Annotated in this window: 24 protein-coding genes, 2 rRNA genes and 1 riboswitch (1 of these 27 only partly in view); of the genes, 15 read left to right on the top strand and 11 right to left on the bottom strand. The window is 59.3% G+C overall.

Annotated features, from left to right (window positions below):
- The 6 genes from WBR25_RS17550 to WBR25_RS17525 all read left to right on the top strand — a co-directional run.
- A 23S ribosomal RNA gene (locus WBR25_RS17550) occupies positions 1–1,053 on the top strand (it extends 1,836 nt beyond the left edge of the window).
- A 122-nt stretch (positions 1,054–1,175) separates the two neighbouring features.
- Positions 1,176–1,290: ribosomal RNA gene (rrf, locus tag WBR25_RS17545) — 5S ribosomal RNA — on the top strand.
- 283 nt (positions 1,291–1,573) lie between these two features.
- Positions 1,574–2,026 (top strand): early set domain-containing protein, encoded by a 453-nt coding sequence (locus tag WBR25_RS17540; RefSeq protein ID WP_129504705.1) that lies wholly within the window; start codon positions 1,574–1,576, stop codon positions 2,024–2,026.
- A gap of 211 nt (positions 2,027–2,237) precedes the next feature.
- A complete protein-coding gene (locus WBR25_RS17535) occupies positions 2,238–4,385 on the top strand; it encodes an adenosylcobalamin-dependent ribonucleoside-diphosphate reductase (protein ID WP_479748762.1) in 2,148 nt (715 codons plus the stop codon).
- Between the two features lie 10 nt (positions 4,386–4,395).
- Positions 4,396–5,079, top strand: a complete 684-nt coding sequence (locus WBR25_RS17530) for a TSCPD domain-containing protein (protein ID WP_021231985.1) — start codon at positions 4,396–4,398, stop codon at positions 5,077–5,079.
- Between the two features lie 220 nt (positions 5,080–5,299).
- Positions 5,300–6,670, top strand: a complete 1,371-nt coding sequence (locus tag WBR25_RS17525) for a PhoH family protein (protein ID WP_005358170.1) — start codon at positions 5,300–5,302, stop codon at positions 6,668–6,670.
- 80 nt (positions 6,671–6,750) lie between these two features.
- Here WBR25_RS17525 and thiQ read toward each other — a convergent pair whose 3' ends face one another.
- The 3 genes from thiQ to thiB are packed head-to-tail and all read right to left on the bottom strand — an operon-like array spanning position 6,751 to position 10,029.
- Positions 6,751–7,446: a thiamine ABC transporter ATP-binding protein gene (thiQ, locus tag WBR25_RS17520; RefSeq protein ID WP_479748759.1), complete on the bottom strand. Its 696-nt coding sequence runs from the start codon at positions 7,444–7,446 to the stop codon at positions 6,751–6,753.
- The gene (gene thiP, locus WBR25_RS17515; protein ID WP_479748757.1) at positions 7,433–9,085 is read right to left on the bottom strand and encodes a thiamine/thiamine pyrophosphate ABC transporter permease; all 1,653 of its coding nucleotides are present in this window, start codon (positions 9,083–9,085) and stop codon (positions 7,433–7,435) included. Before thiP ends, thiQ begins: the two co-directional genes overlap by 14 nt.
- Positions 9,049–10,029 carry a thiamine ABC transporter substrate binding subunit gene (gene thiB / locus WBR25_RS17510; protein ID WP_479748756.1) on the bottom strand — a complete coding sequence of 327 codons (981 nt, stop codon included), beginning with the start codon at positions 10,027–10,029 and terminating at the stop codon, positions 9,049–9,051. Before thiB ends, thiP begins: the two co-directional genes overlap by 37 nt.
- A gap of 60 nt (positions 10,030–10,089) precedes the next feature.
- Positions 10,090–10,180, bottom strand: a riboswitch (TPP riboswitch).
- An 89-nt stretch (positions 10,181–10,269) separates the two neighbouring features.
- Between thiB and WBR25_RS17505 the strand changes: the two genes are divergently transcribed.
- Positions 10,270–10,560, top strand: a complete 291-nt coding sequence (locus tag WBR25_RS17505; RefSeq protein ID WP_005339160.1) for a PilZ domain-containing protein — start codon at positions 10,270–10,272, stop codon at positions 10,558–10,560.
- 30 nt (positions 10,561–10,590) lie between these two features.
- Here the strand turns inward: WBR25_RS17505 and WBR25_RS17500 are convergent, their stop codons facing one another.
- From WBR25_RS17500 to leuA, 5 genes are all read right to left on the bottom strand, one after another.
- Complete coding sequence (locus WBR25_RS17500; protein WP_005339158.1) at positions 10,591–11,520, bottom strand: hypothetical protein; 930 nt, start codon at positions 11,518–11,520, stop codon at positions 10,591–10,593.
- A gap of 117 nt (positions 11,521–11,637) precedes the next feature.
- Positions 11,638–12,237, bottom strand: a complete 600-nt coding sequence (gene leuD, locus WBR25_RS17495; RefSeq protein ID WP_100654506.1) for a 3-isopropylmalate dehydratase small subunit — start codon at positions 12,235–12,237, stop codon at positions 11,638–11,640.
- A gap of 12 nt (positions 12,238–12,249) precedes the next feature.
- Positions 12,250–13,647, bottom strand: coding sequence for a 3-isopropylmalate dehydratase large subunit (gene leuC / locus WBR25_RS17490; protein ID WP_479748754.1), 1,398 nt, complete (start codon positions 13,645–13,647; stop codon positions 12,250–12,252).
- A 33-nt stretch (positions 13,648–13,680) separates the two neighbouring features.
- Positions 13,681–14,766 carry a 3-isopropylmalate dehydrogenase gene (leuB, locus tag WBR25_RS17485; protein WP_479748752.1) on the bottom strand — a complete coding sequence of 362 codons (1,086 nt, stop codon included), beginning with the start codon at positions 14,764–14,766 and terminating at the stop codon, positions 13,681–13,683.
- Between the two features lie 192 nt (positions 14,767–14,958).
- Positions 14,959–16,521 (bottom strand): 2-isopropylmalate synthase, encoded by a 1,563-nt coding sequence (leuA, locus tag WBR25_RS17480; RefSeq protein ID WP_005341192.1) that lies wholly within the window; start codon positions 16,519–16,521, stop codon positions 14,959–14,961.
- A gap of 408 nt (positions 16,522–16,929) precedes the next feature.
- Here leuA and WBR25_RS17475 point away from each other — a divergent pair, with 408 nt between their 5' ends.
- From WBR25_RS17475 to WBR25_RS17440, 8 genes are all read left to right on the top strand, one after another.
- Positions 16,930–17,550, top strand: a complete 621-nt coding sequence (locus tag WBR25_RS17475; RefSeq protein WP_033114941.1) for a TetR/AcrR family transcriptional regulator — start codon at positions 16,930–16,932, stop codon at positions 17,548–17,550.
- A 126-nt stretch (positions 17,551–17,676) separates the two neighbouring features.
- Positions 17,677–18,180: a phosphatase PAP2 family protein gene (locus WBR25_RS17470; RefSeq protein WP_042031824.1), complete on the top strand. Its 504-nt coding sequence runs from the start codon at positions 17,677–17,679 to the stop codon at positions 18,178–18,180.
- On the top strand, positions 18,177–19,286 hold the full coding sequence (locus WBR25_RS17465; RefSeq protein WP_479748749.1) for an MJ1255/VC2487 family glycosyltransferase: 1,110 nt from the start codon (positions 18,177–18,179) through the stop codon (positions 19,284–19,286). The genes WBR25_RS17470 and WBR25_RS17465 overlap by 4 nt, the downstream gene beginning before the upstream one ends.
- Positions 19,287–19,323: 37 nt before the next feature.
- Positions 19,324–19,476 (top strand): hypothetical protein, encoded by a 153-nt coding sequence (locus tag WBR25_RS17460; RefSeq protein WP_005341188.1) that lies wholly within the window; start codon positions 19,324–19,326, stop codon positions 19,474–19,476.
- A 390-nt stretch (positions 19,477–19,866) separates the two neighbouring features.
- Positions 19,867–21,585 carry an acetolactate synthase 3 large subunit gene (locus WBR25_RS17455; protein ID WP_005339146.1) on the top strand — a complete coding sequence of 573 codons (1,719 nt, stop codon included), beginning with the start codon at positions 19,867–19,869 and terminating at the stop codon, positions 21,583–21,585.
- The gene (gene ilvN, locus WBR25_RS17450; RefSeq protein ID WP_005311605.1) at positions 21,585–22,079 is read left to right on the top strand and encodes an acetolactate synthase small subunit; all 495 of its coding nucleotides are present in this window, start codon (positions 21,585–21,587) and stop codon (positions 22,077–22,079) included. Before WBR25_RS17455 ends, ilvN begins: the two co-directional genes overlap by 1 nt.
- Positions 22,080–22,183: 104 nt before the next feature.
- Positions 22,184–22,810: a LysE family translocator gene (locus WBR25_RS17445; RefSeq protein ID WP_199415554.1), complete on the top strand. Its 627-nt coding sequence runs from the start codon at positions 22,184–22,186 to the stop codon at positions 22,808–22,810.
- 135 nt (positions 22,811–22,945) lie between these two features.
- Entirely contained in the window at positions 22,946–23,905 is a 960-nt protein-coding gene (locus WBR25_RS17440; protein ID WP_479748745.1) for a LysR substrate-binding domain-containing protein, read from the top strand.
- Positions 23,906–23,995: 90 nt separating this feature from the next.
- Here WBR25_RS17440 and WBR25_RS17435 read toward each other — a convergent pair whose 3' ends face one another.
- Genes WBR25_RS17435 through WBR25_RS17425 form a run of 3 tightly spaced genes read right to left on the bottom strand, consistent with a single transcriptional unit; the run spans position 23,996 to position 26,441 of the window.
- Positions 23,996–25,177: a M20 metallopeptidase family protein gene (locus WBR25_RS17435; RefSeq protein ID WP_167567210.1), complete on the bottom strand. Its 1,182-nt coding sequence runs from the start codon at positions 25,175–25,177 to the stop codon at positions 23,996–23,998.
- Positions 25,177–25,626 (bottom strand): hypothetical protein, encoded by a 450-nt coding sequence (locus tag WBR25_RS17430; protein ID WP_033114935.1) that lies wholly within the window; start codon positions 25,624–25,626, stop codon positions 25,177–25,179. The genes WBR25_RS17435 and WBR25_RS17430 overlap by 1 nt, the downstream gene beginning before the upstream one ends.
- Positions 25,623–26,441: a DUF3100 domain-containing protein gene (locus WBR25_RS17425; RefSeq protein WP_005358215.1), complete on the bottom strand. Its 819-nt coding sequence runs from the start codon at positions 26,439–26,441 to the stop codon at positions 25,623–25,625. The genes WBR25_RS17430 and WBR25_RS17425 overlap by 4 nt, the downstream gene beginning before the upstream one ends.
- Positions 26,442–26,549 lie beyond the last annotated feature (108 nt).

Below are 26,549 nucleotides of genomic sequence, written 5' to 3'. Positions count from 1 at the left end.
AATTGATGGGGTTAGCGCAAGCGAAGCTCTTGATCGAAGCCCCGGTAAACGGCGACCGTAACTATAACGGTCCTAAGGTAGCGAAATTCCTTGTCGGGTAAGTTCCGACCTGCACGAATGGTGTAACCATGGCCATGCTGTCTCCACCCGAGACTCAGTGAAATCGAATTCGCCGTGAAGATGCGGTGTACCCGCGGCTAGACGGAAAGACCCCGTGAACCTTTACTACAGCTTGGCACTGAACATTGAACCTACATGTGTAGGATAGGTGGGAGGCTTTGAAGGCGTGACGCCAGTTGCGCTGGAGCCGTCCTTGAAATACCACCCTTGTATGTTTGATGTTCTAACGCAGGGCCCTGAATCGGGCTCGCGGACAGTGCCTGGTGGGTAGTTTGACTGGGGCGGTCTCCTCCCAAAGAGTAACGGAGGAGCACGAAGGTTGGCTAATCCTGGTCGGACATCAGGAGGTTAGTGCAATGGCATAAGCCAGCTTAACTGCGAGACGGACAGGTCGAGCAGGTACGAAAGTAGGTCATAGTGATCCGGTGGTTCTGAATGGAAGGGCCATCGCTCAACGGATAAAAGGTACTCCGGGGATAACAGGCTGATACCGCCCAAGAGTTCATATCGACGGCGGTGTTTGGCACCTCGATGTCGGCTCATCACATCCTGGGGCTGAAGTCGGTCCCAAGGGTATGGCTGTTCGCCATTTAAAGTGGTACGCGAGCTGGGTTCAGAACGTCGTGAGACAGTTCGGTCCCTATCTGCCGTGGGCGTTGGATGATTGAAGGGAGTTGCTCCTAGTACGAGAGGACCGGAGTGAACGAACCTCTGGTGTTCGGGTTGTCACGCCAGTGGCACTGCCCGGTAGCTAAGTTCGGAATCGATAACCGCTGAAAGCATCTAAGCGGGAAGCGAGCCCTGAGATGAGTCATCCCTGACCCCTTGAGGGTCCTAAAGGGCCGTTGGAGACCACAACGTTGATAGGTGGGGTGTGTAAGCGCGGCGACGTGTTGAGCTAACCCATACTAATTACCCGTGAGGCTTAACCATACAACACCCAAGAAGTGTTCTAAGACTTGTAGCAAATAGAACGAACTACTCAAATTCAGTGGTAATGACAAAGCACAGTAGCCAAGTCGTTATTCACGTCAGCTTTCTAGATTAAGAATTTGCCTGGCGGCCATAGCGCCGTGGAACCACCTGATCCCATGCCGAACTCAGAAGTGAAACGCGGTAGCGCCGATGGTAGTGTGGCATTCGCCATGCGAGAGTAGGACACTGCCAGGCACCCAATACAAGAAACCCCGCTCGATGAGCGGGGTTTTTTATTGCCTGCAATTCAGTAAGTCGCCGGATTATTAGACTTTCCCCTTCTTGTCATTCATTGATTACCCTTCTAAAGCCCCAAAAAGGCCTCTTTTCTGTTCGATATTTCCTCACTAGTTCAATGTGTTGGATATAAAAAGCACAGAATGTGATGCCTCTACCTTTCTTGTGATACCTACTCTGGTTTAATTCTTCAGTCCACATGGATGGACCAAGGAATCACAATAATTTAAGGAATAGACCCATGTTCAAAAGAACAGTAACGATGATGCTGGCGGCGGGAACCCTGGTATTAGGCGGTTGCGCATCCAATGGTGGTGCAGAGCAGGCAGCGGCAGACAACAGCGACTTCGGTGGCAAGTCCATCTACCTGCGCGGGGAGATGAACGACTGGATGGCGACTGATGAAAGCAAGGTAGTCAAGGTGGCCGACAAGCTCTATATGGCCAAAGGCACCCTCAAGAAAGAGTGGGCCCCCTACAAGTTCAAGTTTGCTGATTCAGGCTGGAGCTGCGGTACCAACTTTGGCTACAAGAGCCCGAGTGATGGTGTTGCCGTGTTGGGTGGTGAGGGTGTGCCGGTCAATCCCTGCTCCAAGTATGAGGACATGAAGTTCTCACCGGATGCCGATGGCGTCTACGAGTTCTATCTGAATATGGCGGGTGAAACACCGACCGTTTACGTCAAGAAGCCCTGATCTATCTCTGAGTGTTAAATCTCTCAGCAAATTAATCAGTTAAGTGCCCTGGCCAAGAAATCTGCTGGCCGGGGCATTTTTTTAGGTTAGAATCGGCGCCCTCATGGCATCAGTTGTACTATATGTTGTGTCATTAATTTTATATGGCACCATTAGTTGTGTTTTCTGCTGTTGTCATGATGTCGATGCATTCACATAAGGTTGATTGAAAATGGCTAAATCGAACCCGGTGTTGGAGAGTGAGCTTGGCTCCCGCCTTATCCCCATGCAGGAAACGTCCCTCGAGATCTGGGATAGCAAGTATCGCCTCAAGAGCAAGGATGGCATGCCCATCGACAGCTCTATCGATGAGACTTACCAGCGGGTTGCCCGTGCGTTGGCAGAGCAGGAGCTGGAACCGGAGGCCTGGTATGAGCCGTTCCTGTGGGCGCTGCGCAATGGTGCCATTCCGGCGGGGCGCATCACCTCCAATGCGGGGGCGTTTGAGCACAAGCCTGCTACTTCAACCATCAACTGTACTGTTTCCGGTACCATCGAAGATTCGATGGACGATATCCTTGGCAAGGTGCACGAGGCCGGTCTGACCCTGAAAGCCGGTTGCGGCATCGGATATGACTTCTCGACCCTGCGCCCGCGCGGTGCCTTTGTCTCCGGTGCCGGTGCCTACACTTCCGGCCCGCTCTCCTTTATGGATATCTATGACAAGATGTGTTTCACAGTCTCGTCAGCCGGTGGCCGTCGCGGCGCCCAGATGGGCACCATGGATATCCGCCATCCCGATGTGATCGAGTTTATTCAGGCCAAGCGCGAAGATGGCCGCCTGCGACAGTTCAACCTCTCTCTGCTCATCACCGAAGATTTCGTCAAGGCGGTGAAAGAGGATGCCCCCTGGTCGCTGATCTTCCCCTACACCGCTAAAGAGGTGGAGCAGGATGGCATTGCGCTGGACGATCCCGCTCAGGTGCTATGGGCCGACTGGCCCAACAAGGAAGGGGTTGTATTCAACGAGTTGGGGCAGGTCGCTTGTAAGGTCTACAAGACCATGCCAGCCCGCAAGCTGTGGAATGTCATCATGACCTCCACCTATGACTATGCAGAGCCCGGCTTCATCCTGATCGACAAGGTCAACCAGATGAACAACAACTGGTTCTGTGAAGAGATCCGCGCGACCAACCCCTGTGGTGAGCAGCCGTTGCCGCCCTACGGTGCCTGTCTGCTGGGCTCGGTCAATCTGACCAAGTTTGTGCGCGACCCTTTTACTGAAAACGCGGCATTCGATTGGCAGGCGTTTCGCAAGGTGGTGGCCATCTTTACTCGCATGCTCGACAACGTGGTGGAGATCAACCAACTGCCGCTGGCCAAACAGCGCGAGGAGATCACAACCAAGCGCCGGCATGGCATGGGTTTCCTGGGTCTTGGTTCGACCCTCACCATGCTGCAGATCAAGTACGGCTCTGCGGCATCCGTAGCCTTTACCGAGCAGGTATCCCAAGAGCTGGCGATGACCGGCTGGCAGGAGTCCCTGCGTCTTGCCAAGGAGAAGGGCCCAGCCCCCATCATGGAGCAGGAGTTTGAAGTGACTGGCAAGATGATGCGTCTGCGCCCGGAAATGGCGGCTGATGGCATCAAGGTGGGTGACAAGGTGAAGGGCAAGGTGCTGCACGCTCGTTATAGCCGTTATATACAGCAGGTTGCCGAAGTGGATCCTGCGCTGGTCGCCGAGCTGGCGGAAGTGGGTGGGCGTTTCACTCACCACAGCAGTATTGCGCCCACCGGCACTATCTCCCTGTCCCTGGCCAACAACGCCAGCAACGGCATCGAGCCGAGCTTTGCCCACCACTACAGCCGCAACGTCATCAAGCCGGGCAAGAAGAGCAAGGAGAGCGTCGATGTCTACTCCTTCGAGCTGCTGGCCTATCGCGAGCTGGTGAATCCGGCCGCCATGCCCTATGCCGATGATGAAGCGAGCCGTCTGCCGGACTATTTCATTACTGCCGATGACATCAGCCCAGCGCAGCATGTGGACATTCAGGCTGCGGCCCAGCGCTGGATCGATTCCTCCATCTCCAAGACTGCCAACGTGCCGACCGATTTCCCGTTCGAGCAGTTCAAGGACATCTACATGTATGCCTCGGACTCCGGTCTCAAGGGCTGCACCACCTTCCGCTTCAATCCGGAGGCCTTCCAGGGCGTGCTGGTGAAGGAGAAGGATCTGGAGAACACCCTCTATGAGTTCACTCTGGAGGATGGCTCCGTCATCTCCGTCAAGGGAAACGAAGAGATCGAATACGATGGCGAGCTGCATACGGCCGCCAACCTCTACGACGCCTTGAAAGAAGGCTATTACGGTAAATTCTGAGAACGACATTATGGTCAAGAAGATCGACAAGAAAATCGTCGCCTACAAGGTGCGTACCAAGGATGAGCCGCAAGAAGATCTCTCTGCGCAGGATGACGTGGTGCACATGCACGAAACCGTGCTGCGCCCGGAGCGGCTGATGGGCACCACCTACAAGTTGAAGACGCCGGAGCATGTCTCCGAGCACTCACTGTTCATCACCATCAACGACATCATTCTCAACGAGGGCACGGTTCACGAAACTCGCCGTCCGTTCGAGATTTTCATCAACTCCAAGAGCCTGGAGCACTATCAGTGGATCGTGGCGCTGACCCGCATCATCTCGGCGGTATTCCGCAAGGGTGGGGATGTCACCTTCCTGGTCGAGGAGCTGCGCTCGGTGTTTGATCCCAAGGGCGGCTACTGGAACAAGGGCAAGTATGTGCCGTCGCTGATCGCCGAAATTGGCAACGTGATCGAGAGCCATCTCACCGAGATCGGCATGCTCAAGGCGCCGGGGTTGGACGAGCATCAGCAGGCATTTCTGGCCGAGAAGCAGGCCGAGTTGAAAGCCGCTCAGGAGGCTGAAGAGCAGCAGGCGAGCAGTGGTTTCCCGGCCAATGCCGCGCTCTGCTACAAGTGCCACACCAAGGCGCTGGTGCTGAAGGATGGCTGCATGACCTGCCTCAACTGTGGCGACTCCAAGTGCGGCTGACAGACATGCCCAAGTAGTTGAACGATAGAAAAAAGACCGGCCACAGTGCCGGTCTTTGTATTGCTGTTTTTATGCGCAATCAAATCAGGCGGCCAAGTGATTTGTTGCGCGATAGTAAAATCGGGCGTAGCGTTGAGGTTAATAAAACTGTCACGGCCGTGTGGTTTCAATGACATCTGAGATTCACACACGTGGCCCTTCAGTGCCAAGGAGGATGCTTATGGACAATACGGACCGAAAGCTGTTTATCCTGGATACCAACGTTCTGCTTCACGAACCCCTCGCTATCTACTCCTTCAAAGAGCACGACGTGCTCATCCCCATGACGGTGCTGGAAGAGCTCGATAACATCAAGGATCGCAACAAGGATGTCAGCCGCGACGCGCGGGTGGCCATTCGTGCGCTGGAAGATGTGTTCCGCGATGCAACCCCGGATCAGATCACCCAGGGCGTTCCGCTGGCTGGCGAGGCGAGCGGCAATATCTGCATCTTTAGCGATCACCATCTGCCGCAGGATGCCGAGGTCTTTACCGACAAGGAGGCCGACAACCGTATCATCAACGCGGCCCTCTATCTGCAAAAGCATGAGTTGAAGCGTCAGGTGGTGCTGGTCACCAAAGACATCAACATGCGCCTCAAGGCCAAAGGGGCCGGGCTTGCTCACGTTGAAGATTACCGTAGCGACCAGCTGATCGACGATATCCGCCTGCTTGCCAAAGGCTTTCAGGTTGTGCCTGGCAGCTTTTGGGAGCGGGTTGGCGAGTGCGAGAGCGAGACCCATGGCCGCGACACCATCCATGTGATCGATGCCAATCTGCTGGAAGGGGTTCACGTAAACCAGTATCTGGTGGATGAAGAGAATTTCTTCGCCGCCCGGGTACTCAGCCACGATGGCAACAAGATCCGCATCAAGGATCTGGGCCGCGAGCGACTGATGTCCCGCAAGGCGTGGGGTGTCCATCCCAAGAACGTCTATCAGGGGATGGCGTTGGATGCACTGCTCGATCCGCACATCGATCTGGTGATCCTGACTGGCCCGGCGGGTTGCGGCAAGACCTTGCTGGCCATGGCTGCTGCGCTGGAGTTGGTGATTGAGAAGGGCATTTACGAGAAGGTGATCGTCACCCGGAATACCCCGGAAATTGCCGAAAGCATCGGCTTCCTGCCCGGCACCGAGGAGGAGAAGATGATGCCTTGGCTGGCGGCAGTGACCGACACCCTGGAGGTGCTGCACAAGCAGGACGAGAACATGAGCGGCTCGCTCAGCTACATCATGGAGAAGGCCAACATCCAGTTCAAATCGGTCAACTTCATGCGCGGACGCAGCATCCAGAACACCTTCGTACTGCTGGATGAGTGCCAGAACCTGACCGCGTCCCAGATCAAGACCATCATCACCCGCTGCGGCGAGGGCACCAAGATCGTCTGCTCCGGTAACCTGGCCCAGATCGACTCCAACTACCTGAGCCCGGTGACCTCGGGTCTCACCTACATTGTCGAGCGTTTCAAGGATTTTGACGGCAGTGCCAACATCTTCCTCAATGGCGTGGTACGCAGCCGACTGGCTTCGTTCGCCGAGGAAAACCTCTGATTAAACTGAATATTTCCAGATACAAAGGGAGGCCAATCGGCCTCCCTTTTTGATCATGGCGCAGCCTTTATTCCCAAGGACTATTGGCCAAGATAGCGCAGCAGCCCCGGGTGGTCGCTGTTTTGCAGAATATCCGGCTTGCCTTGCAGGGCGATGCGCCCCTCGTCGACAAACAGTACCTGACCGGCAATAAGCTGGGCATCCTCCGGATTGTGGGAGACCATCAACACGGTAATGCCCTGCTCGCAGGCTAGCCTCGCCACTTCCGCCAGCATCTCCCGGCGCAGGGCGGGATCGAGGGCAGAGAAGGGCTCATCCAGCAGCAGCAGCGGTTTGCCGCGCACCAGCGCGCGAGCCAGCCCGACTCGCTGCTGCTGGCCGCCGGAGAGCTGTTCAGGCTGGCGGTTTAACATCTCGCCAAGACCAACCCGTGCGGCTGCATCGATCACCTGTGCCCGCTGGGCGGCACTCAGGCGCAGACCCGGGTGCAAGCCGATGGCGATATTGTCGAACACCGACAGATGGAGGAACAGGTTGTGATCCTGAAACAGGGTGGTGACTGGTCGCTCGGCCGGGCCCAGCGGCAGCAGATCTTCGCCATCGAAGCTGAGGCGGCCCGACTCCACCGGCACGAATCCGGCGATCATCCCGAGCAGGGTCGACTTGCCCGCGCCGCTTGGGCCGATCAGTGCGGTGATCTCCCCCTTGGGCAGGGTTGCGCTGAAGCTGACGCGCCAGTCGGGGTAGCTGGTCACCAGCGTATCAATGTTCAGCATGTTTTCCTCCAAGCCCCCGTTCCACCAGCCAGAACAGGGAGAAACAGAGCGTAAGCAGCAGCAGAGCGGTGGCGGCCGCCTCGGTCAGGCGGTAGCTGCCGAGCTGTTGGTAGAGCCGCCAGGGCAGGGTGGTGAGCTCCTGACTGCCAAACATGGCGATGGCGCCGAGATCCCCCAGCGAGAGGATCATCGACAGCGCCATCGCTAGTGCCAGCGGGCGGCGCAGCAGCGGCCACTCCACCAGTCGCAGGCGATGCAGGCCGCGTACCCCCAGGCTATCCGCCAGCCGGTCGTATTGGCGCACCACCAGCTGCATGGGGGCGGAGAGGGTGCGCAGCACGTAGGGTAGCGCCATCAGGGCGTTGACCAGCACCACCAGCCAGGGGCCGAGGGCGAACACGTCGGCAAAGGGCATAAACAGGATGAAGAGACCGGTGGAGAGCACCACCGCCGGGATCATCAGGATCATCGAACCGCTGGCCTCCCACAGGGCGGCAGCCCGTCGCTGGCGGGTGCGCACCTTGAGGTGACGGCTGGTGAGCAGCAGGCCGCTGCCGAGCAGGGTCGCCAGGGTGCCTGCCGCCAGCGCAATCAGCAGCGACTGGCCGCTCGCCTGCCATAGCTTGCTGGAAGTGAGCGCCATCAGCAGGCCGGGGTGAAGGCCTGCCACCACGATGGCAAGCAACGGTGGCAGAAAGATGGCGAGCCCGATACCGAGCGAGAGCAGATCCACCACGGCCGTGCCCGGTTGATGACGATCCGGCCGCAGGCAGGGGCGACGGGGTGTCACCCTGCTGGCCGGGGTGCTCTGCAGCTTGTGCTGCAGGGCGAGCAGGGCGGCGGTCAGGATGAGCTGCACCAGCGCCAATCCGCCCGCGGTGGCGAGATCGAAGTCAAAGCGCAGCGCCTGATAGACAGCCACCTCCAGGGTGGTCGATTTCGGCCCGCCCCCCAGCGCCAGTACGGTAGTGAAGCTGGTGAAGCAGAGCATGAAGATGAGGCTGGCCAGCCCCGGCAATATGCCGCGAATAAGCGGCCACTCCAGCAGCCGGAAGATATGGGATGAGCGCATGCCAAGCTGGCTGGCAAGGCGCCAGCTCGATTCGGGGATGCTCTCTATGCTCTGCAGCATCAGACGGGCCGCCAGTGGCATATTGAAGAAGACGTGGGCCAGCAGGATGCCGAACAGGCCGTAGAGATAATTGCCGGGATCCAGCCCCAGTGACCGTAGTAGTTGCGGTAGCCACCCCTGTTTGCCATGTACCGCCACAATACCGAAGATGGCGATGATGACCGGCAGTACCAGCGAGAGGCCAAACAACTTGATCAGCAGGGTTCGGCCAAGGAATCGCCGCCGCGCCAGCGCGCGGGCCACCGGAATGGCGAGCCCGAGACTGAGCAGGGTGGAGAGCAGTGCCTGCCCCAGACTGAAGCCCAGCACATGACGCAGATAAGGATCTGAGAGCAGGGTGCGGGGAGCCAGCGAACCGGCCTGCCACAACAGGGCCGCCAGCGGCCCGAGGGACAGCAACAGGATCAACAGGGTGGCTGCACTGCCCGGCAGCCACCAGAGGGGACGAGCCTGTGGTTTCAGATGACGGTTCACTGGGTGACGGCTTGCAGCCACTCGCGGATCCATCCTTTGCGATTGGCGGCCACCTCATCGGCGCTGAAGGCGAGCGGTTTGCTGACGGTGATCATCTGTTCGAAGCCCTTGGGCAGCGGCGTGTCGATGACCGGATACATCCAGTTGCCGGTCGGGATCTCGTTCTGGAAGGCGGGGCTCACCATAAATTGCAGGAACTGGTCAGCCAGCTTCCCCTGTTTGGCGCTCTTCAGCTTGGCGGCCACTTCTACCTGACGGTAGTGACCCTCCTCAAACGCCGCCGCCTGATACTGGGGCTTGTTCTCGGCAATCAGGTGATAGGCCGGAGAGGTGGTGTAGGAGAGCACCATGTCCGCTTCACCATCGAGGAACATGCCATAGGCCTCTGACCACCCCTTGGTGACGGTGACCGTCTTTTTGGCAAGCTCGGCCCAGGCGGCAGGCGCCTTGTCGCCATAAACAGACTTCATCCACAGCATCAACCCCTGCCCCGGGGTGGAGGTGCGGGGATCCTGATAGATCACTTTGAGGTCGGGACGCTCCACCAGCTCTTTCAGGCTCTTGGGCGGCTGCTTGAGTTTGTCCTTGTCATAGACAAAGGCGAAGTAGCCGTAGTCGTAGGGGACGAAGGTGTCATCCTGCCAGCCACCTGGCACCTTGATGCCATCCAGCTTGGCGGGATGGGGGGCGAACAGGCCGCTCTGCTTGGCTTCGCTGATGAGAGCATCGTCGAGCCCCAGCACCAGATCGGCCTTGCTGTGGTTGCCCTCCAGCCGCAGCCGGTTGAGGATGGCTACCCCATCTTCGAGGGGAACCAGATTGAGGGTGCAGTCGCACGCTTTCTCGAAGGCCTGTTTGATCTTGGGCCCCGGACCCCACTCGGCAGTGAAGGAGCTGTAGGTGTAGACGGTGAGGGTGTCGGCGGCGAACACATTGGCCGACAGCAGGCCGGTGGTGACCAGCAGCAGGGTCTTCATGGGTGGCACTCCCTATTACTTGTTAATAACGAGGTGCCAGCGGGTGAGGGCGCAAAAAATGAGCGCCATGCCTCAAATTCCTCCGCCAGCATTATCTGGATCAGGTACACGGGTATAATCTCAGCGGTAAACCGCACCCCGTTTGAGAAACGAACCGCATTGTATTAACGTTCTTTTGGGTAGACCAGCACAATTGTGCAATACCCATGAGATGACGCCCACCCAACAGAGGATGTTCGCGTGCTTACCAATACCAAGGAAAGGCGTGCCTTTGCGCGCATGGTCATCAATGCTCCGGTCACCGTCTATCAGCAGCAGCTGGTGCTGGAGGGGATCTGCCGGGATCTCAGTGCCAACGGCATGGGGATTGCGGTCTCTGAACACCAGCTCGACATCAATCAGCCCATCCGGATCAGTCTTGCCACCAACAACAACCTGTTGCCCCCCTTTGAAGCCCATGCCCGTATTATCCGGGTGCTGGAGGAGGAGAGCGGGTTGCTGCTGGCGGTAGAGTTTCTGCCTCAGGGTTAATCCTCTCTCCCCATCGGCAGAGGGAGGGGATTAGCCTTTCTCCTGAACCGGCTGCACACTCAACTGCTTGCTATCGACCAGCGTTTTGCTGGTCGATGCTATTTGGCCCGCAGGCAAGGTGGCTGGACCGGTAGGTTCGAGCAGCAGGTAGTTCTGCCCCTGCCAGTTGAGGGTCACATCCCCCGGCTTGGCGGGCAGGTCAACGGCCAGCAGCGCATGGCCGGGGACGAACACCATGGCCTGTTTCAGCTCTGGAAAGAGCTGGGCCAGCATGGCGGCCATCAGGGTTACCTTGCTGTCGCAATCCCCCCGGTTCTGCTCCAGCACCTGACGGGGAGATAGAAAGCCCTTGCCCTGTCTTCCATTCAGGCTATCGAGCTGCTGATAGGGGATGCTCTGGATAAAGGTGAGCATATGGGCCACGGTCTTCTGGCGCGCTTCCGTTTCGGTGCTGCCCTGCTGCTTGAGTTGATCCGCCAGCGGAGCCAGCCCGCTGCGACTCTCCAGCGCGATGCGCACATGGTCCTGCTTCACCGCCAGCTGCCCGTCCGGGGTGTTGAAGTACTGGAAGTAGTGTTTGGTCAGCCACGCCTGCTCCTCTTTGCTCCGCTTGGACTGCAGAAAGGCCATCGCCTCGCGCGCCTTGTCCTGATTGCGGCTTTTCAGATGCAGCTCCAGCGAGGGACGGGCGAGGGTGAACTGCACCTCGGGGTAGTTCTGGCGCACCTCCCGCAGCAACACCTGCAACACCTCCTCCTGCATTCTCGCCGGACGATAGGCGATAAGGGGCGGCAACTTGCCCTGTTCGAGCCGGTAGGTGAGCTGTTGGGGTTTGCCTTCGCTATCCTGCCAGCCGACGCTGATCTGGCCGAGGCTGTTGTTGAAGCTGGTTTGGCTGGCCCCCGCAGGAAGGGCAAGCAGCAGGGCACAGAGCAGAGGAATTGCCGTCGGTCTCTTCATCATCCTTTCCTGTGGCACGGGCCAGTTCCGGTGGCCCAAAGTGGGAAGCGTAGCGGACAGTAAAACAGGGAGCCGAAGCTCCCTGTTGATTCTACTCGTTTTTTTGCAACTGGCGCGTTAAATCCAGCTCGGCTGCTTCGCCTCAAAGGCGCTGATGGCGGCCTCGTGCTGCAGAGTCAGGCCGATGGCATCCAAGCCGTTGAGCAGGCAGTAACGGCGGAATTCGTCGATCTCGAAACCGAAGCAGAGGCTACCTGCGCGCACCTGATTGGCTTCCAGATCCACCTCGATCTCGATGCCCGGCTTGGCGGCGACCAGCTGGAACAGGGCGTCAACCTCCTCCTCCTTCAGGCGCACCGGCACCATGCCATTGTTGATGGCGTTGCCGTAGAAGATGTCGGCAAAGCTCGGGGCTATGATGGTCTTGAAGCCGTAGTCGGCCAGCGCCCAGGGGGCGTGCTCGCGGCTCGACCCGCAGCCGAAGTTCTCGCGGGCCAACAGGATGCTGGCACCGGCGAATTGTGGTTGGTTCAGTACAAACTCGGGGTTTGGCTGCTGGCCGGCATCGTCAAGGAAGCGCCAGTCGTGGAACAGGTGCTTGCCAAAACCGATGCGGTTTACTTTTTGCAAAAACTGCTTGGGAATGATGGCGTCGGTGTCGACGTTGGCGCTGTCGAGGGGGACGACGATCCCTTTATGCTGTTTGAATCCTGTCATCATTGGTTCCTCTTACAGTGCGCGAATGTCGGCAAAGCGGCCGGTGACGGCGGCAGCGGCTGCCATGGCCGGGCTCACCAGATGGGTGCGGCCGGCGCGGCCCTGACGCCCTTCGAAGTTGCGGTTGCTGGTGGAGGCGCAGCGCTCTCCCGGTTGCAGCCGGTCGTTGTTCATCGCCAGACACATGGAGCACCCCGGCAGGCGCCACTCAAAACCGGCCTCGATGAAGATCTTGTCCAGACCCTCGGCTTCGGCCTGCGCCTTCACCTGCTCGGAACCCGGCACCACCAGCGCCTGCACGCCAGCGGCAACCTTGCGACCGCGAGCGATGGCGGCGGCGGCGCGCAGATCCTCGATGCGGCTGTTGGTGCACGACCCGATAAATACTTTGTCGATGGCAACGTCGGAGAGCTTCTGGCCTGGCTGCAAATCCATGTAGGCGAGCGCCTTGCGGGCGGACTGCTGCTCCATCAGATCGGTAAAGGATTCCGGTGCCGGAATCGGCTCATTGACGGCAATCACCTGACCCGGATTGGTCCCCCAGGTGACCTGCGGGGCGATATCAGCGGCGTCCAGCACCACCTCGGCATCGAAACGGGCACCTTCATCGCTCTTGAGGCTCTGCCAGTAAGCGATGGCCTGCTCCAGCGCCTCGCCTTTGGGGGCGAACTCCTTGCCTCGAATGTAGTCGATGGTGGTCTGGTCGGGGGCTATCATGCCCGCCTTGGCGCCGAGCTCGATGGCCATGTTGCACACCGTCATCCGCCCTTCCATGGAGAGGCTCGCAATGGCCTCGCCAGCAAACTCCACCACGTAGCCGGTACCACCGGCGTGGCCGACCTTGCCGATAATGGCCAGCACCACGTCCTTGGCACTGATGCCTGCGGCCAGTTTGCCGTTGACCGAAATGCGCATGGTCTTGGCCCGGCCCTGTTTCAGGGTCTGGGTCGCCATCACATGTTCTACCTCGGAGGTGCCGATGCCGAAGGCAAGCGAGCCGAAGGCGCCGTGGGTGGCAGTGTGGGAGTCGCCGCAGACGATGGTGGTGCCGGGCAGGGTAATGCCGAGCTCGGGGCCCATCACATGGACGATCCCCTGATATTTGTGGTTGAGATCGTAGAGGCGAACTCCGAACTCCTTGCAGTTGGCGGCCAGCGTCTCCATCTGGATGCGGGCCATCTCGCCGGAGGCGGCGATGTCCTTGGTGGTGGTGGAGACGTTGTGATCCATGGTGGCCCAGGTCAGATCCGGGCGGCGCAGCTGGCGATTCATGGCGCGCAGGCCGTCGAATGCCTGCGGGCTGGTCACTTCATGCACCAGATGGCGGTCGATGTAGATGAGGGGCGTTTCCCCTTCCACTTCCCGTACCACGTGGGCGTCGAATACTTTCTGATAGAGGGTCTTGGCCATTGCTTCTCTCTTCCTTGTTCTCTGTTATGCGGCTCAGATCCGGGCGGCGATCTGGCTACCCATCTCGGACGTGCTCTGCACCGGATGGCGGGCGCTGGCCTGATGCAGGTCGGCGGTGAAGTAACCCTCGGCCAGGGTCTGGGCCACGGCCTGCTCAATGGCCTGGGCGGCAGCTTCCTGACCCAGACTGTAGCGCAGCATCAGGGCGGCGGAGAGGATCTGGGCGATGGGGTTGGCAATCCCTTTGCCGGCGATATCGGGGGCCGAACCACCGGCCGGTTCGAACAGGCCGAAACCCGATTCGTTGAGGCTGGCGGAGGGGAGCAGTCCCATGGAGCCGGTGATCATGGCGCACTCGTCGGAGAGGATGTCACCGAACAGGTTGGAGCAGAGCAGCACATCGAACTGGGAGGGATCCTTGATGAGCTGCATGGTGGCGTTATCGATGTACATATGGTTCAGTTCGACGTCGGGATAATCCTTGGCGACTTGCGTCACCACCTCACGCCACAGGATGGAGGAGGCGAGCACGTTGGCCTTGTCGATGGAGGTGACCTTGCCACGGCGCACACGTGCCGACTCAAAGGCAATCTTGGCGATGCGCTCAATCTCGAAGCGATGGTACACCTCGGTGTCGAATGCCTTCTCGTTCGCCCCCTCTCCCTCACGCCCCTTGGGCTGGCCGAAGTAGATGCCGCCGGTCAGCTCGCGCACGCAGGCGATGTCAAAACCGCGATCGGAGATGTCGGCACGCAGCGGGGAGAACTGTTCCAGACCGGTGTAGATGCGGGCCGGGCGCAGGTTGCAGAACAGTTTGAAGTGGGCACGCAGGGGCAGCAGGGCGCCACGCTCCGGCTGATCGTTGGGGGGCAGATGTTCCCATTTCGGGCCGCCCACCGAGCCGAACAGCACGGCATCGGCCGCTTCACAACCTTTGATCGTGCTTTGCGGCAGCGGGGTGCCGTGGTTGTCGATGGCAATACCGCCCACGTCATGGCGATCATACTCGAAGGCGAGGCCAAACCTGGTCTGCACCTTCTCCAGCACCTTGATGGCCTCGGCCATCACTTCAGGGCCAATGCCGTCACCCGGCAATACTGCGATCCGATAACTGCTCATACACTCTCCATCCTGATATTGTCTTTGAGATCCCTCTGCCCGGTTTTACCAACGCTGCGCGCGGTTACCGGTTCAGACGTTCCCCGTCCTGATGTTGTCATTCCATGCCGTCTGTGTGGCTGTGAGTCCTGCTCAGACGGTTTCCGATGTGATGCTGTCATTCCATTCCGTCTGTTTGGTTCCGAACCCTGTTCAGACGGTTTCTGATTTGATGCTGTTATTGCGTTCCATCTGCTCGGCCACCTGATCGGCGCGCCAGATGCTGTTGATCACATGGAGCAGGGCGTGGGCCGAGGATTCGATGATGTCGGTGGCCAGCCCCATGCCGTGGAATTTGCGCCCCTTGTACTCGGCGACGATATCGACCTGACCGAGGGCATCTTCCCCTTCGCCCTTGCTCTTGAGGGCATATTTGTCGATGCGGATCTCATAGCCGGTGATGCGGTTGATGCACTGGTAGACCGCATCCACCGGGCCATTGCCGGTAGCCGCTTCGCAGATCAGATCCTGCCCCACTTTCAATTTGACCGAGGCGGTGGCCAGTACCGAGCTGCCGCTCTGCACCCCGAGGTACTCCAGTTTGAAGTGCTCGGGCTCTTCGTGGATCTGGCTGAAGAAGGCCAGCGCTTCGAGGTCGTAGTCGAACACCTGCCCCTTCTTGTCGGCCAGGGTCAGGAACTTGCCGTAGAGGTGGTCGAGGTCGTAGCTGCTCTCGGCATAACCCATAGACTCCATCCGGTGCTTGATAACGTGGCGGCCGGAGCGGGAGGTCATGTTGAGGTTGTTCTGGGTCAGGCCAATGCTCTCGGGGGTGATGATTTCGTAAGTGTTTTTCGCCTTGAGCACCCCATCCTGATGGATGCCGGAGCTGTGGGAGAAGGCGTTGGCTCCGACGATCGCCTTGTTGGGCTGCACCGGCATATTGCACAGCTGGCTGACCAGCGTGCTGGTGCGATGAATTTCGTTGTGGCGGATATTGGTTTGCACTCCGAGCAGGTCGGCGCGGGTTTTGAGGATCATCGCCACCTCTTCCAGCGAGCAGTTGCCCGCCCGCTCGCCGATGCCGTTGATGGTGCACTCGATCTGGCGGGCCCCCATCTGTACCGCGCCGATGGAGTTGGCCACCGAGAGCCCCAGATCATCGTGGCAGTGGACCGAGATGATGGCCTTGTCGATGTTGGGTACCCGGTTGAACAGGGTGTGGATGATGCCGGAGAATTCGGTCGGCACCGTGTAGCCCACGGTATCGGGGATATTGATGGTACGGGCCCCCGCCTTGATGGCGGCCTCCACCATGCGGCAGAGGTTATCGATCGGGGTGCGGCCCGCATCCTCGCAGGAGAACTCCACATCATCGGTGTAGCGCAGGGCGTGCTTGATGGCGCCGACCCCCATCTCCAGCACATCCTCGAAGCTCTTTTTCAGCTTGCTCTCCACATGGATGGAGGAGGTGGAGATAAAGGTGTGGATGCGAAACGCCTCGGCGACCCGCAAGGCTTCGCCGGCGGCGTCGATATCCTTGGGCAGGGCGCGGGCGAGGGCGCAGACCCGGCTGTTTTTGATGTGGCGGGCGATGGTCTGCACCGATTGAAAATCGCCGGGAGAGGAGACCGGGAAGCCCACCTCCATGACGTCGACACCGAGCCGCTCCAGCGCCTGGGCTATCTGCAGCTTCTCCTTGACTGTCAAACTGGCCGCCAGGGCCTGCTCACCATCACGCAAGGTGGTGTCGAATATGATGACCCGATCTGACATGTGACTTCCCTCTTCCTAAGTTCGGTAACGTGCATCCTGCGGCGGCATAAAAAAACCCGTGCAGGGTGCACGGGTTTTTGTAAATTCCGGCTATGCCTTAGCCCGGCTACAAGGATCCCGCGCGAGTTAACGCGATTAGGGAGATTAGTAGTAGCGGGGTGGCGATACGCATGACGTTGTTATTCCTTCCAGTCGATAACGCTTTTACCAATATCGAGATTTTTATGCTGTGTCAACACGGAAGGTCAGGGGCAATCTGCTGACGTATTTAATCGGATTGTAAAGGATTGCAAATTTCCTTGTCCCATATTCGGCCCATGACCGATTATCTGGTCATTCCTGCTGTGCTCTATTCTCTGCACAACCAGATCGACTTATCAGCATTGGCTGAATTATCTGAGGTGTTAAATGGAAAAACGTAGACCAGGTCGTCCGGTCGGACGTTCTGACATTCGTGACAAGTTGCTTGCTGCCGCCCGTGAGCGTTTTCTCAATACTCCCTATAGCAAGGTAACTACACGCGAAATCGCGGAGCTGGCTGGCTCCAACTTGGCGATGATCCACTACTACTTCGGCAGTAAAGAGGGTCTTTACAAGGCGGTACTGGGTGATGTGGCCGAGCCGCTTGACCATGCCTGGCAAGATGAGCACAGCAACCACAGCCTCAACGAGCTGCTTAACACCTACTATCAGGTGATGGCGCCTAACAGCGAGCTGACCTCCGCTATCTCCAGCGCATTGTCGACCGAGAAGAGCCCGGGACGGGATTTTGTGCTGAGCCGCCTGCTGGAACGTCAACTGCCCCAGTTCGACGCCCTGCTGGAAACCATGAAAACCAACGGCGAGCTGGGTGACAATCTGGATCCCGAGATGCTGAAGATCTCCTTCCTCAGCATGATGTGGCAGCCGTTCGTGATGAAAGATCTTTACGAGCAGGTATTTGGCCTGAAAGTAGACGAACAGTTCATGGCTCGTCTGGCGGATCACAACTGCCGCCTGATGGAGACCGGTTTGCGCGGCAATCACTGATAACCGCACAACTCATCGATTAAAAAGGGCCGTTTGGCCCTTTTTTCATAAATCTGTTATCCCCCGTTCAACACCCTGTCATCCCGCCTCCCTACTCTGCAACGAGATCTCGGGGAAGGAGGGGTTATGAACAAGATCCAGCAATGGGACCTGCAGGTATGCCGGGTCTGTCTGCTGCACACCTATAACCGGCAGCAAGCCAGGGTGAGTCGCCTTGTCTCCCGTACCGGTGACGGCCCGCTTTACGCCGTGTTGGCCGCCCTGCTCTGGTGGCAGGGGGAGAGTGAACGCGAGCTGGTAAAGCTGGCGCTGCTCGCCTTTGCCATCGAGTTGCCTCTCTATCTGCTGCTGAAAAACAGCCTGAAACGGCAACGGCCAGTCGGTTTGCCGGTCTTTATCACCCCCTCCGATCGTTACAGCCTTCCCTCTGGCCACACTGCCGCCGCCTTCTTGATGGCCACCATATTGGCGACCGGTTTTCCGCTCTGGGCACCGCTGCTGTTTGGCTGGGCGGCGCTGGTGGGGGCATCTCGGCTGCTGCTCGGGGTTCACTACCTGAGCGATCTGGTGGCAGGCGCCCTGCTGGGGGGCGGCTGCGCCTTGATGGCCCTTTGCTGGAGTCAGGGATGAAGATACTGTTTGGCGTGCAAGGCACTGGCAACGGTCATATCAGCCGCAGCCGCACCTTGGCCCGGGCGCTGCGAGCGGCCGGGGTCGAGGTGGATTATCTCTTCAGCGGGCGACCCGCTGACCGCTACTTCGATATGGAAGAGTTTGGGGAGTACCGCACCTTTGCCGGGCTCACCTTTGTCAGCCACGAGGGGCGGGTCTCGCCGTGGCGTACCCTGCAGGCGGCATCGCCGCTCACCTTCTGGCGGGATCTGCAAAGGCTCGACTGCCACGGGTACGATTTGGTGGTGAGCGATTTTGAGCCGCTGACCGCCCATGCCGCCCGCCGCTGCGGTATCCCGAGCCTTACCGTCAGCCATCAGGCCAGCTTCAACTGGCCGATCCCCCGCTGGGGTGAAGATGGCTTGAGTCGCCAGCTGATGCGCCACTTTGCGCCGGTCAATCAGCCGCTCGGGCTGCACTGGTTTCACTTCGGTCAGCCGATTTTGCCACCGGTGATCGATCCTGTTCGGGTGATGCCGGATAACGGCGAGATCCTGGTTTATCTGCCGTTCGAGCAGACTGAGGCGATCGCGGCACTGTTGTCCCGCTTTGGCCAGCAGCGCTTCGTCTGCTTTCACCCAGCCATTCGCAGCTCGAGCCAGTGGCGCAACCTGCGTTTTGAGCCCCCCTCGCGCCCCGCTTTTCTGACGGTGCTGGCAGGATGTCGCGGCGTCATCTCCAACGCCGGCTTCGAGCTCGCCTCCGAGGCGCTCAGCCTCGGCAAGAAGTTGCTGGTCAAGCCCCTCGGCGGCCAGTTCGAGCAGCTGACCAACGGCAAGACGCTCGAGATGATGGGGCTGGCGACCCTGATGGATGTGCTCGATGCCAATCTGGTGCGTACCTGGCTCGACAGCGCCTCGCCGGGGGCAGTCTGTTACCCCGATGTAGCGGGGGAGCTGGCCCGCTGGCTGGCGGCGGGCGCTGACGAGAGCGTGGCCTCTCTGTCACGTCGGCTCTGGGCGCGCACCCTGTTTCCGGAGGAGGTGAGTGATCGCCTGAGCGAGCTGGATGGGGGCGACTGTTTATCCAGTTGCTGGTTATCGCAAGTGAGCGTTGTTGACTAGACTGAAAGGCGATCCCACCAAGGAGAGGACGGAGCAAATGCGCTTTACCAATGAAAACGGCGAAGTCATGAACCTGGCTGACAATCTCACCCTGCACGAGTTGCTCGATATGGGGGTCAGCATCTCGGTCAGTGAAGAGACCGATCCGGATCAGCAGATCTGGCTGGCGGAGCCGGATCAGGACAACTGAGTCATCATTCGGCATCAAGCCCACCGCTGAGCGGTGGGCTTTTTTGTGGCTGTTTTTCCCCTCTGCGGAATGATCCGCTGGCCATTCCCCGACTTCCTTCCCTTTTGTCTCATGGTCGCTACGGCAAGTCATTGAATGTTAATAGCCGGTTGAAATGTATGACTGTTCTGGTCAGATAAAGCCGTGGACAAGCGTTATGAAGCGGGTTAAGTTGGTTTTTCACCCTATTTTCGGGTGAATGACGGAAAAATCCTTTTTTTCTACTGTCGACGGGGCTGAATTGGACCGATCTGCATTCAGATAACAACAAGAAACGGATCGGGCCGTGCCGGGAAGCACGGCATCGTCGGCGGGATTCGCTAAACGGAGCAAAGCCTGGAGGGCTTTATCATGGAGATGTTATCAGGCGCCCAGATGGTGGTTAGAGCGCTGGAAGATCAGGGAGTTGAGCACGTCTTCGGCTACCCTGGTGGCTCAGTGCTCGACATCTATGACGCTCTCTTCGAAAACGGCAAGATGGAGCATGTCTTGGTGCGGCACGAGCAAGCCGCGGTTCACATGGCTGACGGTTACGCCCGTTCCACCGGCAAGGTGGGGACTGTGCTGGTAACGTCAGGCCCGGGAGCGACCAACTGCATTACCGGTATTGCCACCGCCTATATGGATTCCATTCCGCTGGTGATCCTCTCCGGCCAGGTGCCGACCAGCATGATCGGTGAGGATGCGTTCCAGGAGACCGACATGATCGGTATCTCCCGTCCGGTGGTGAAGCACAGCTTCCTGTGCAAGAAGGCGAGCGATATTCCCGAGGCCATCAAGAAGGCCTACTACATTGCCGCCAGCGGCCGCCCGGGGCCGGTGGTGGTGGATCTGCCCAAAGATGTGCAGAACCCGAAAGAAAAATTCCCCTACCAGTATCCCGAGACGGTCTCCCTGCGCTCCTATAACCCGACCAAGTCTGGCCATAAAGGGCAGATCAAGCGGGCAGCCAAGCTGCTGGTAGAAGCCCAGCGTCCGGTGATGTACGTGGGCGGTGGCGCCATCAACGCCAATGCGGACCATCTGGTGACCAAACTGGCGGAGCTGCTGAACCTGCCGGTGACCACCACCCTGATGGGGCTGGGGGCCTTCTCCGGCGTCCATCCGCAATTTATCGGCATGCTGGGGATGCACGGCACCTTCGAAGCCAACAAGACCATGCACAACGCGGATCTCATCTTCGCTGTCGGTGCCCGCTTCGATGACCGCGTCACCAACAACGTGGCCAAGTTCTGCCCCAATGCGACCGTGGTTCATATCGATATCGACCCCACCTCCATCTCCAAAACGGTGCAGGCCCATGTGCCCATCGTCGGCTCGGTGGAAACCGTGCTGGAGCAGATGCTGGAAGTGATCCGCGAGTGTGGCTTCGATAACGACAAGGAGGCGCTGGCGGACTGGTGGAGCCAGATCAACCAGTGGCGCTCCCGTCACTGTCTGGCCTACGAAAAGTCGGCAACCCAGATCAAGCCGCAACAGGTGATCGAGACCCTCTACAAGGTGACTCAGGGTCAGGCGTTCGTTGCCTCCGACGTGGGCCAGCACCAGATGTTTGCTGCCCTCTACTACCCGTTTGCCAAACCGCGCCAGTGGATCAACTCAGGGGGCCTCGGCACCATGGGCTTCGGCATTCCGGCCGCCATGGGGGCCCAGTTTGCCAATCCGGATGCGGTGGTCTGCTGCGTCACCGGGGATGGCTCGGTGCAGATGAACATTCAGGAGCTCTCTACCTGCATGCAGTACGGGGTGCCCATCAAGATCATCTCCATCAACAACCGTGCGCTGGGCATGGTCAAGCAGTGGCAGAAGATGTTCTACGGCGGTCGTCACAGCCACTCTTACATGGAGTCCCTGCCGGACTTCGTCAAGCTGGCGGAAGCCTATGGCCATGTCGGCATCGCGGTGAGTGATCCGGCCGAGCTGGAGAGCGCCATGGAGAAGGCCTTCGCCATGAAGGATCGGCTGGTGTTCATGGATATCTCGGTCGACCCGGATGAGCACGTCTATCCGATGCAGATCAAGTTTGGCGCCATGGATGAGATGTGGCTGAGCAAGACGGAGAGAACCTGATGAGACATATAATTTCCGTTCTGCTGGAGAACGAATCCGGCGCCCTGAGCCGCGTGGTGGGTCTCTTCTCCCAGCGCGGCTACAACATCGAGACCCTGACGGTGGCGCCGACCGAGGATCCCACCCTGTCACGCATGACCATAGTCACCATGGGTGACGAGCGGGTGCTGGAGCAGATCCAGAAGCAGTTGCACAAGCTGGTGGATGTGCTCAAGGTGTGTGACCTGAGCGAAGGGGAGCATATCGAGCGGGAGATTGCGTTGGTCAAGGCGCGCGCCGCCGGTGGGGCCCGTGACGAGCTGAAACGGCTGGCGGATATCTTCCGTGGCCAGATCGTCGACGTCACCCCCGAGCAGTACACGGTACAGCTGGTGGGCACCAGCGAGAAGCTGGATGCCTTTATCAAGACTGCCGCCCAGACCAACGAGATCATCGAAGTGGTGCGCTCCGGCGTCTGCGGTATCTCCCGGGCGGACAAGGCGCTGCGGCCCTGATGGCTGGCGGGACAGCTGATGATGTGTCAGCTGCCGCAGAGTGAAAGGAAAGAGGGCTCTGCGGAGCCCTTTTTGTTTGGTTTTGCTTTACGAGGGTAGGGATGATGTTCGGTATTCATGATCTTGCTCTGTTTATGGTCTCGGGGCTGCTGCTCAATATCATGCCGGGGCCCGACTCCCTGCTGGTCATGCTGCGCAGCGGCTCGCAAGGGTGGCGTGCCGGTTCGGTCGCGACGTTGGGCATTGGCACCGGTGTCATGGTGCATGTGCTGGCGGCGGCCCTCGGTCTGTCGGCCCTGCTCAGCGCCTCGGCCGAACTGTTTGCCCTTATCAAGCTGGCTGGCGCCATCTACCTCATCTATCTGGGGTTCTCCCTGCTGCGCCAGCAGGCTACGGGTGCAATGGAGGGAGGGGCCACCCTGCCAGCCCTCTCCTATGGCCAGATTTACCGGCAGGGGGTGCTGACCAATGTTCTCAATCCCAAGGTGGCACTCTTTTTCCTTGCCTTCGTGCCCCAGTTCATCGCACCGGATGCCCCCGACAAGGCACTCGCTTTTATCCTGCTCGGCTGCATCTTCAATCTGGGCGGTATCATCTGGTGTCATCTGCTGGTCTTTACCACCGTCTATGCCAGCCACAAGGTTCGGTTGTCGCAGCGTCTCGGTCGCTGGCTCAACCGGGGCATCGGCACCCTGTTTGTCGGGCTCGGGATCAAGCTCGCCAGCGACTAGCTCGCCGCTTTCTGACCTGGGGCAGATTATCGTGTGCCGCGCTGTGGTATGGTCGGCGGTTAGCTGCGGGGCCAGCCCCGCTCTCTCTTTTTCAGGCCAGCCCCACTGGCCGCAGCAGCGAGATCCCTTGCCCAGATGAACATCGCCCGGCTCAAGAACTTTACCGAGATAGTGAAGAATAACTTCAACATCTCGGCGACGGCGGAGAAGCTCTACACCTCCCAGCCAACCCTCAGCAAGCAGATGAAGATGCTGGAAGATGAGCTGGGGCTCGCCCTCTTTACCCGCAAGGGGAAAAATCTGGTCGGCTTGACCAGCGCAGGCGAGCAGGTGATGGAGTTGGCCAAGGGGGTAGTGGCGCAGGTGGAGCAGATCAACCAGCTGTCGTTGGGGGAGCAACTGGCCACCAGCGGGGTGCTGCGTATCGCCACCACCCACACCCAGGCTCGCTACAAGCTGCCAGCGGTGATCACCGAGTTCAGCCGTCGTTATCCCGATGTGGCGATCCAGCTCCATCAGGGGGCGCCTGCCCAACTGGCCCAGATGGTGCAAAGCGGCGATGTGGATATGGCGATCGCCACCGAGTCCATGTACCTATTCGACGAGCTGGCCGCCGTCCCCTGTTATCGTTGGGGGCGCAGTGTGGTGGTGCCGCACGCTCATCCGCTGCTTGACTGCCAGCCGCTGTCGATGGCGGGTCTGGCCCGCTATCCCCTCATCACCTATGTGTTCGGCTTTACCGGCCGCTCCAAGATGGACAAGGCCTTCAGCCGTCACGGCCTCTCGCCGAAAACCGTGCTGACCGCCACCGACACCGACGTGATCAAGCACTACGTCCGGCTCGGCATGGGGGTCGGGGTGATTGCAAGCGTAGCCTTTGACGAGGGGGATAGGGAGGCTCTGGTGAGCCTCAACATCGACCACCTGATCGCCTCGAGCGCGACCCACATCTGCCTGCGCAAACATGCCCATTTGCGTGACTACATGTACGACTTTATCCACCTCTACGCCCCCCATATCAGCCGGGAGACGGTGCAGCTGCACCTTATCAACCAGCCGCCCGCTGCCAATATGGCGGAGTTGCCGTGGCTCTAACCGCGGGTTGTTTGTCGTACACAGAGCAAAAATACAGAGACAAAAAAAGAGAGGCCTTGGCCTCTCTTCTGGTTTTATCGGTATGCGGGATTAAGCGCTGCGGGTCGCCAGATTGATAAAGATCTGGGCTCCGACCAGCAGGCAGTCGTCATCGAGGTAGTAGGGATTCGCATGCAGGTAGTTGCAGATCCCTTTGGCCTGACAGCCGCTGCCGAGGAAGAACATGGCCCCCTTGCGGCCACGGCAGGCGTTGACCATATAGCTGAAGTCTTCGCTGCCGGTCATCGGCTGACCCTGAGCGTTGATCCCCTCGGAGGGCAATACGTCGGCGGCCGCTTGCAGCAGACGGGCGCAGGCATCGGCGTGGTTTTCGACCGCCGGATACCCGGCATAGACCATCTTGGTCTTGAAGCCGCGCAGTTCGCTCTGGGCCACGATCTCCTTGAAGCTGTTCTTCAGGATCTGGTCGGTCTCGGCATCCATGGCACGGATGGTGCCGCGCGCCTGCACATGGTCGGCGATGGCGTTGGGGATGGTGCCGCCGTTGATCATGCCGCAGCCAAATACCGCCGGGCTGAACGGACTGGTGCGCTTGGCGACGATGTAGTCCATGTCCTCGATGATCCGCACCGCTTCACGGATGGCATCCAGCCCCTTGTGGGGGGTCGAGCCGTGGGCGGAGATACCGTGCACATCCAGTGTCCAGGCGGAGCCCCAGGAGGACATGACACCGTGGTTGAACTTGATGGTGCCGGTCTCCATGGCGCCGTCGTTATGGAGGGCATAGACCTCGTCCACCCCCTTCATGCAGCCCAGTTCGACCATCTTCTCGGCGCCCGGCACCCGCATGTCCTCTTCCGCCATCTGGAAGATAAAGCGGACGTTGTACTGCAAGCGATCGCGGTTGGCGGCCAGAAACTTGGCTGCGGTCAGAGCGATCGCCATATGGGAGTCGTGACCGCAGTTGTGAGCCATTCCCTCATGGGTTGACTTGAACGCAACGTCGCTCATGTCATGCATCTCGAGGCCATCCATGTCGGCACGGAAGGCGATGGTCGGCAGCACTGGGTTAACCACCAGATCGCCGTGAAAACCGGTGAAGCCCGGGTAGTCGGTGAGACAGTAGCCAAAGCCTGTCATCAGCTCGCGGCAGTAGGCCGAGGTTTTGAACTCGACGCCGGAGGCTTCCGGAATAGTGTGCAGATGGTGGCGCACTTCCTGACTGAAGTCGCGCAGGGCCAGCAGGGCCGGTTCAATGTGGATGTTGTTCATCAGATGATCCCTTGGATGGAGAAGCCGAGCTGGGCCACCAGCGAGGCGCCGAAGAAGCAGCAGGTGGAGACGATCATGAAGATCAGGATCACTTTCCAGGACATCTTCTTCAGCTCTTCCAGCTGACCGCCCACCGAGAGACCGGCAAAAGCCAGCAGCGGTACGCAGCAGGAGAGGAAGGAGATCTTGGCGACGGCGTCGATAAAGAGGCCGCGTACCGGGGTCTCCGGCAGGCAGATCAGAATGCCGATGATGGTGGCATAGGCAAACGCCGGCAGGGAGGAGGGCAGGTAGCGCTTGGCAATCAGCGAAGCGAACACCACCAGTGACATGGCGATGAAGCTGTCACCCATCAGCCAGAGTGGTGTGCCGGTGGTCAGGGTCTGGGTAAACATAGCCAGCAGGATCGCCAGAAAGACGAACCGCATATCCATTACGATGCTTTTCATGCTTTCTCTCCTTTGGCAGTCAGGGCATAGATTTTTTCAGCGAGCGGCAGACCCAGATAGGTGAGGGACAGCGCCCCGAGGGCAGACGAGAGCAGGTTCGAGGCAGCTGCGATACTCAGCACCTGCTGGGCCAGCGCCTCATCGAGACCGTTGATCAGGGCACCGGAGGCGGCACTCAGCATGGAGCCTGAGCCCACGCCGGAGCCGGCAGCCAGCGCCAGCGGGTGCAGGCCGGTGAGCGGGGCGATACTGCCCAGCACGCTGAACCAGAGGGTGCCGATAACGGAGCCGCACAGGTAGATAGCCAGCACGCCGATGTATTCCTGAGAGCCGGTGCCGAACTTGCCCTGAATTACCGCGACTGACGGCTCACGGCTGATGGAGGAGCAGGCCCCGATGGCGCGGCGGCCAAAGCCGAACTTCACCGCCAGCGGGATGGCGATCAGGATCGGCAGCAGGTTGCCAATCTCCTGCAGGAACAGCGGTACGCCGACGCTCAGGATCATCTTCAGGTTGGGGATGATCATCCCCGCGTACTGGGTACCCAGGATCAGCAGGCTGAAGCCCACCATCTTGCCGCAGAAGCCCTCTTCTTTCTCGGTGAAGAGACTCTTCCAGCCGGGGATGCGATCCTTGACCGGCTTGGCGGAGACAATCATGCCGATGATGACGGCAAAGAGCATCGGCAGGATCGGAATGATGGCGATGCCTATCTTGATCTCCTGCTTGCCTATCAGGTACTGGGCCACAAAGATCAGCATGGCGGTTGCCAATATGCTGACCGTGACCGTCTTGAGGGGGCTGGTTTGCTGCATAGTCTTTTCTCTTGTTATTCCCATGTGTGGCCATCGTCAGGATTGTCCAGACCGATGATGGGGGCATCATAGGGAGCTAAGAGGGGCAGGTATGTGACCTTCATCAAG

The sequence above is a fragment of the Aeromonas sp. MTB genome, from assembly GCF_056632455.1.
This window is presented reverse-complemented; position numbering and strand designations above follow the sequence as displayed.

Coding starts and splice junctions, on each gene's coding strand:
- WBR25_RS17540 (WP_129504705.1), top strand. CDS start 1,574: ATGTTCAAAAGAACAGTAACGATGATGCTGGCGGCGGGAACCCTGGTA.
- WBR25_RS17535 (WP_479748762.1), top strand. CDS start 2,238: ATGGCTAAATCGAACCCGGTGTTGGAGAGTGAGCTTGGCTCCCGCCTT.
- WBR25_RS17530 (WP_021231985.1), top strand. CDS start 4,396: ATGGTCAAGAAGATCGACAAGAAAATCGTCGCCTACAAGGTGCGTACC.
- WBR25_RS17525 (WP_005358170.1), top strand. CDS start 5,300: ATGGACAATACGGACCGAAAGCTGTTTATCCTGGATACCAACGTTCTG.
- thiQ (WP_479748759.1), bottom strand. CDS start 7,446: ATGCTGAACATTGATACGCTGGTGACCAGCTACCCCGACTGGCGCGTC.
- thiP (WP_479748757.1), bottom strand. CDS start 9,085: ATGGATCCGCGAGTGGCTGCAAGCCGTCACCCAGTGAACCGTCATCTG.
- thiB (WP_479748756.1), bottom strand. CDS start 10,029: ATGAAGACCCTGCTGCTGGTCACCACCGGCCTGCTGTCGGCCAATGTG.
- WBR25_RS17500 (WP_005339158.1), bottom strand. CDS start 11,520: ATGAAGAGACCGACGGCAATTCCTCTGCTCTGTGCCCTGCTGCTTGCC.
- leuD (WP_100654506.1), bottom strand. CDS start 12,237: ATGACAGGATTCAAACAGCATAAAGGGATCGTCGTCCCCCTCGACAGC.
- leuC (WP_479748754.1), bottom strand. CDS start 13,647: ATGGCCAAGACCCTCTATCAGAAAGTATTCGACGCCCACGTGGTACGG.
- leuB (WP_479748752.1), bottom strand. CDS start 14,766: ATGAGCAGTTATCGGATCGCAGTATTGCCGGGTGACGGCATTGGCCCT.
- leuA (WP_005341192.1), bottom strand. CDS start 16,521: ATGTCAGATCGGGTCATCATATTCGACACCACCTTGCGTGATGGTGAG.
- WBR25_RS17475 (WP_033114941.1), top strand. CDS start 16,930: ATGGAAAAACGTAGACCAGGTCGTCCGGTCGGACGTTCTGACATTCGT.
- WBR25_RS17470 (WP_042031824.1), top strand. CDS start 17,677: ATGAACAAGATCCAGCAATGGGACCTGCAGGTATGCCGGGTCTGTCTG.
- WBR25_RS17465 (WP_479748749.1), top strand. CDS start 18,177: ATGAAGATACTGTTTGGCGTGCAAGGCACTGGCAACGGTCATATCAGC.
- WBR25_RS17460 (WP_005341188.1), top strand. CDS start 19,324: ATGCGCTTTACCAATGAAAACGGCGAAGTCATGAACCTGGCTGACAAT.
- WBR25_RS17455 (WP_005339146.1), top strand. CDS start 19,867: ATGGAGATGTTATCAGGCGCCCAGATGGTGGTTAGAGCGCTGGAAGAT.
- ilvN (WP_005311605.1), top strand. CDS start 21,585: ATGAGACATATAATTTCCGTTCTGCTGGAGAACGAATCCGGCGCCCTG.
- WBR25_RS17445 (WP_199415554.1), top strand. CDS start 22,184: ATGTTCGGTATTCATGATCTTGCTCTGTTTATGGTCTCGGGGCTGCTG.
- WBR25_RS17440 (WP_479748745.1), top strand. CDS start 22,946: ATGAACATCGCCCGGCTCAAGAACTTTACCGAGATAGTGAAGAATAAC.
- WBR25_RS17435 (WP_167567210.1), bottom strand. CDS start 25,177: ATGAACAACATCCACATTGAACCGGCCCTGCTGGCCCTGCGCGACTTC.
- WBR25_RS17430 (WP_033114935.1), bottom strand. CDS start 25,626: ATGAAAAGCATCGTAATGGATATGCGGTTCGTCTTTCTGGCGATCCTG.
- WBR25_RS17425 (WP_005358215.1), bottom strand. CDS start 26,441: ATGCAGCAAACCAGCCCCCTCAAGACGGTCACGGTCAGCATATTGGCA.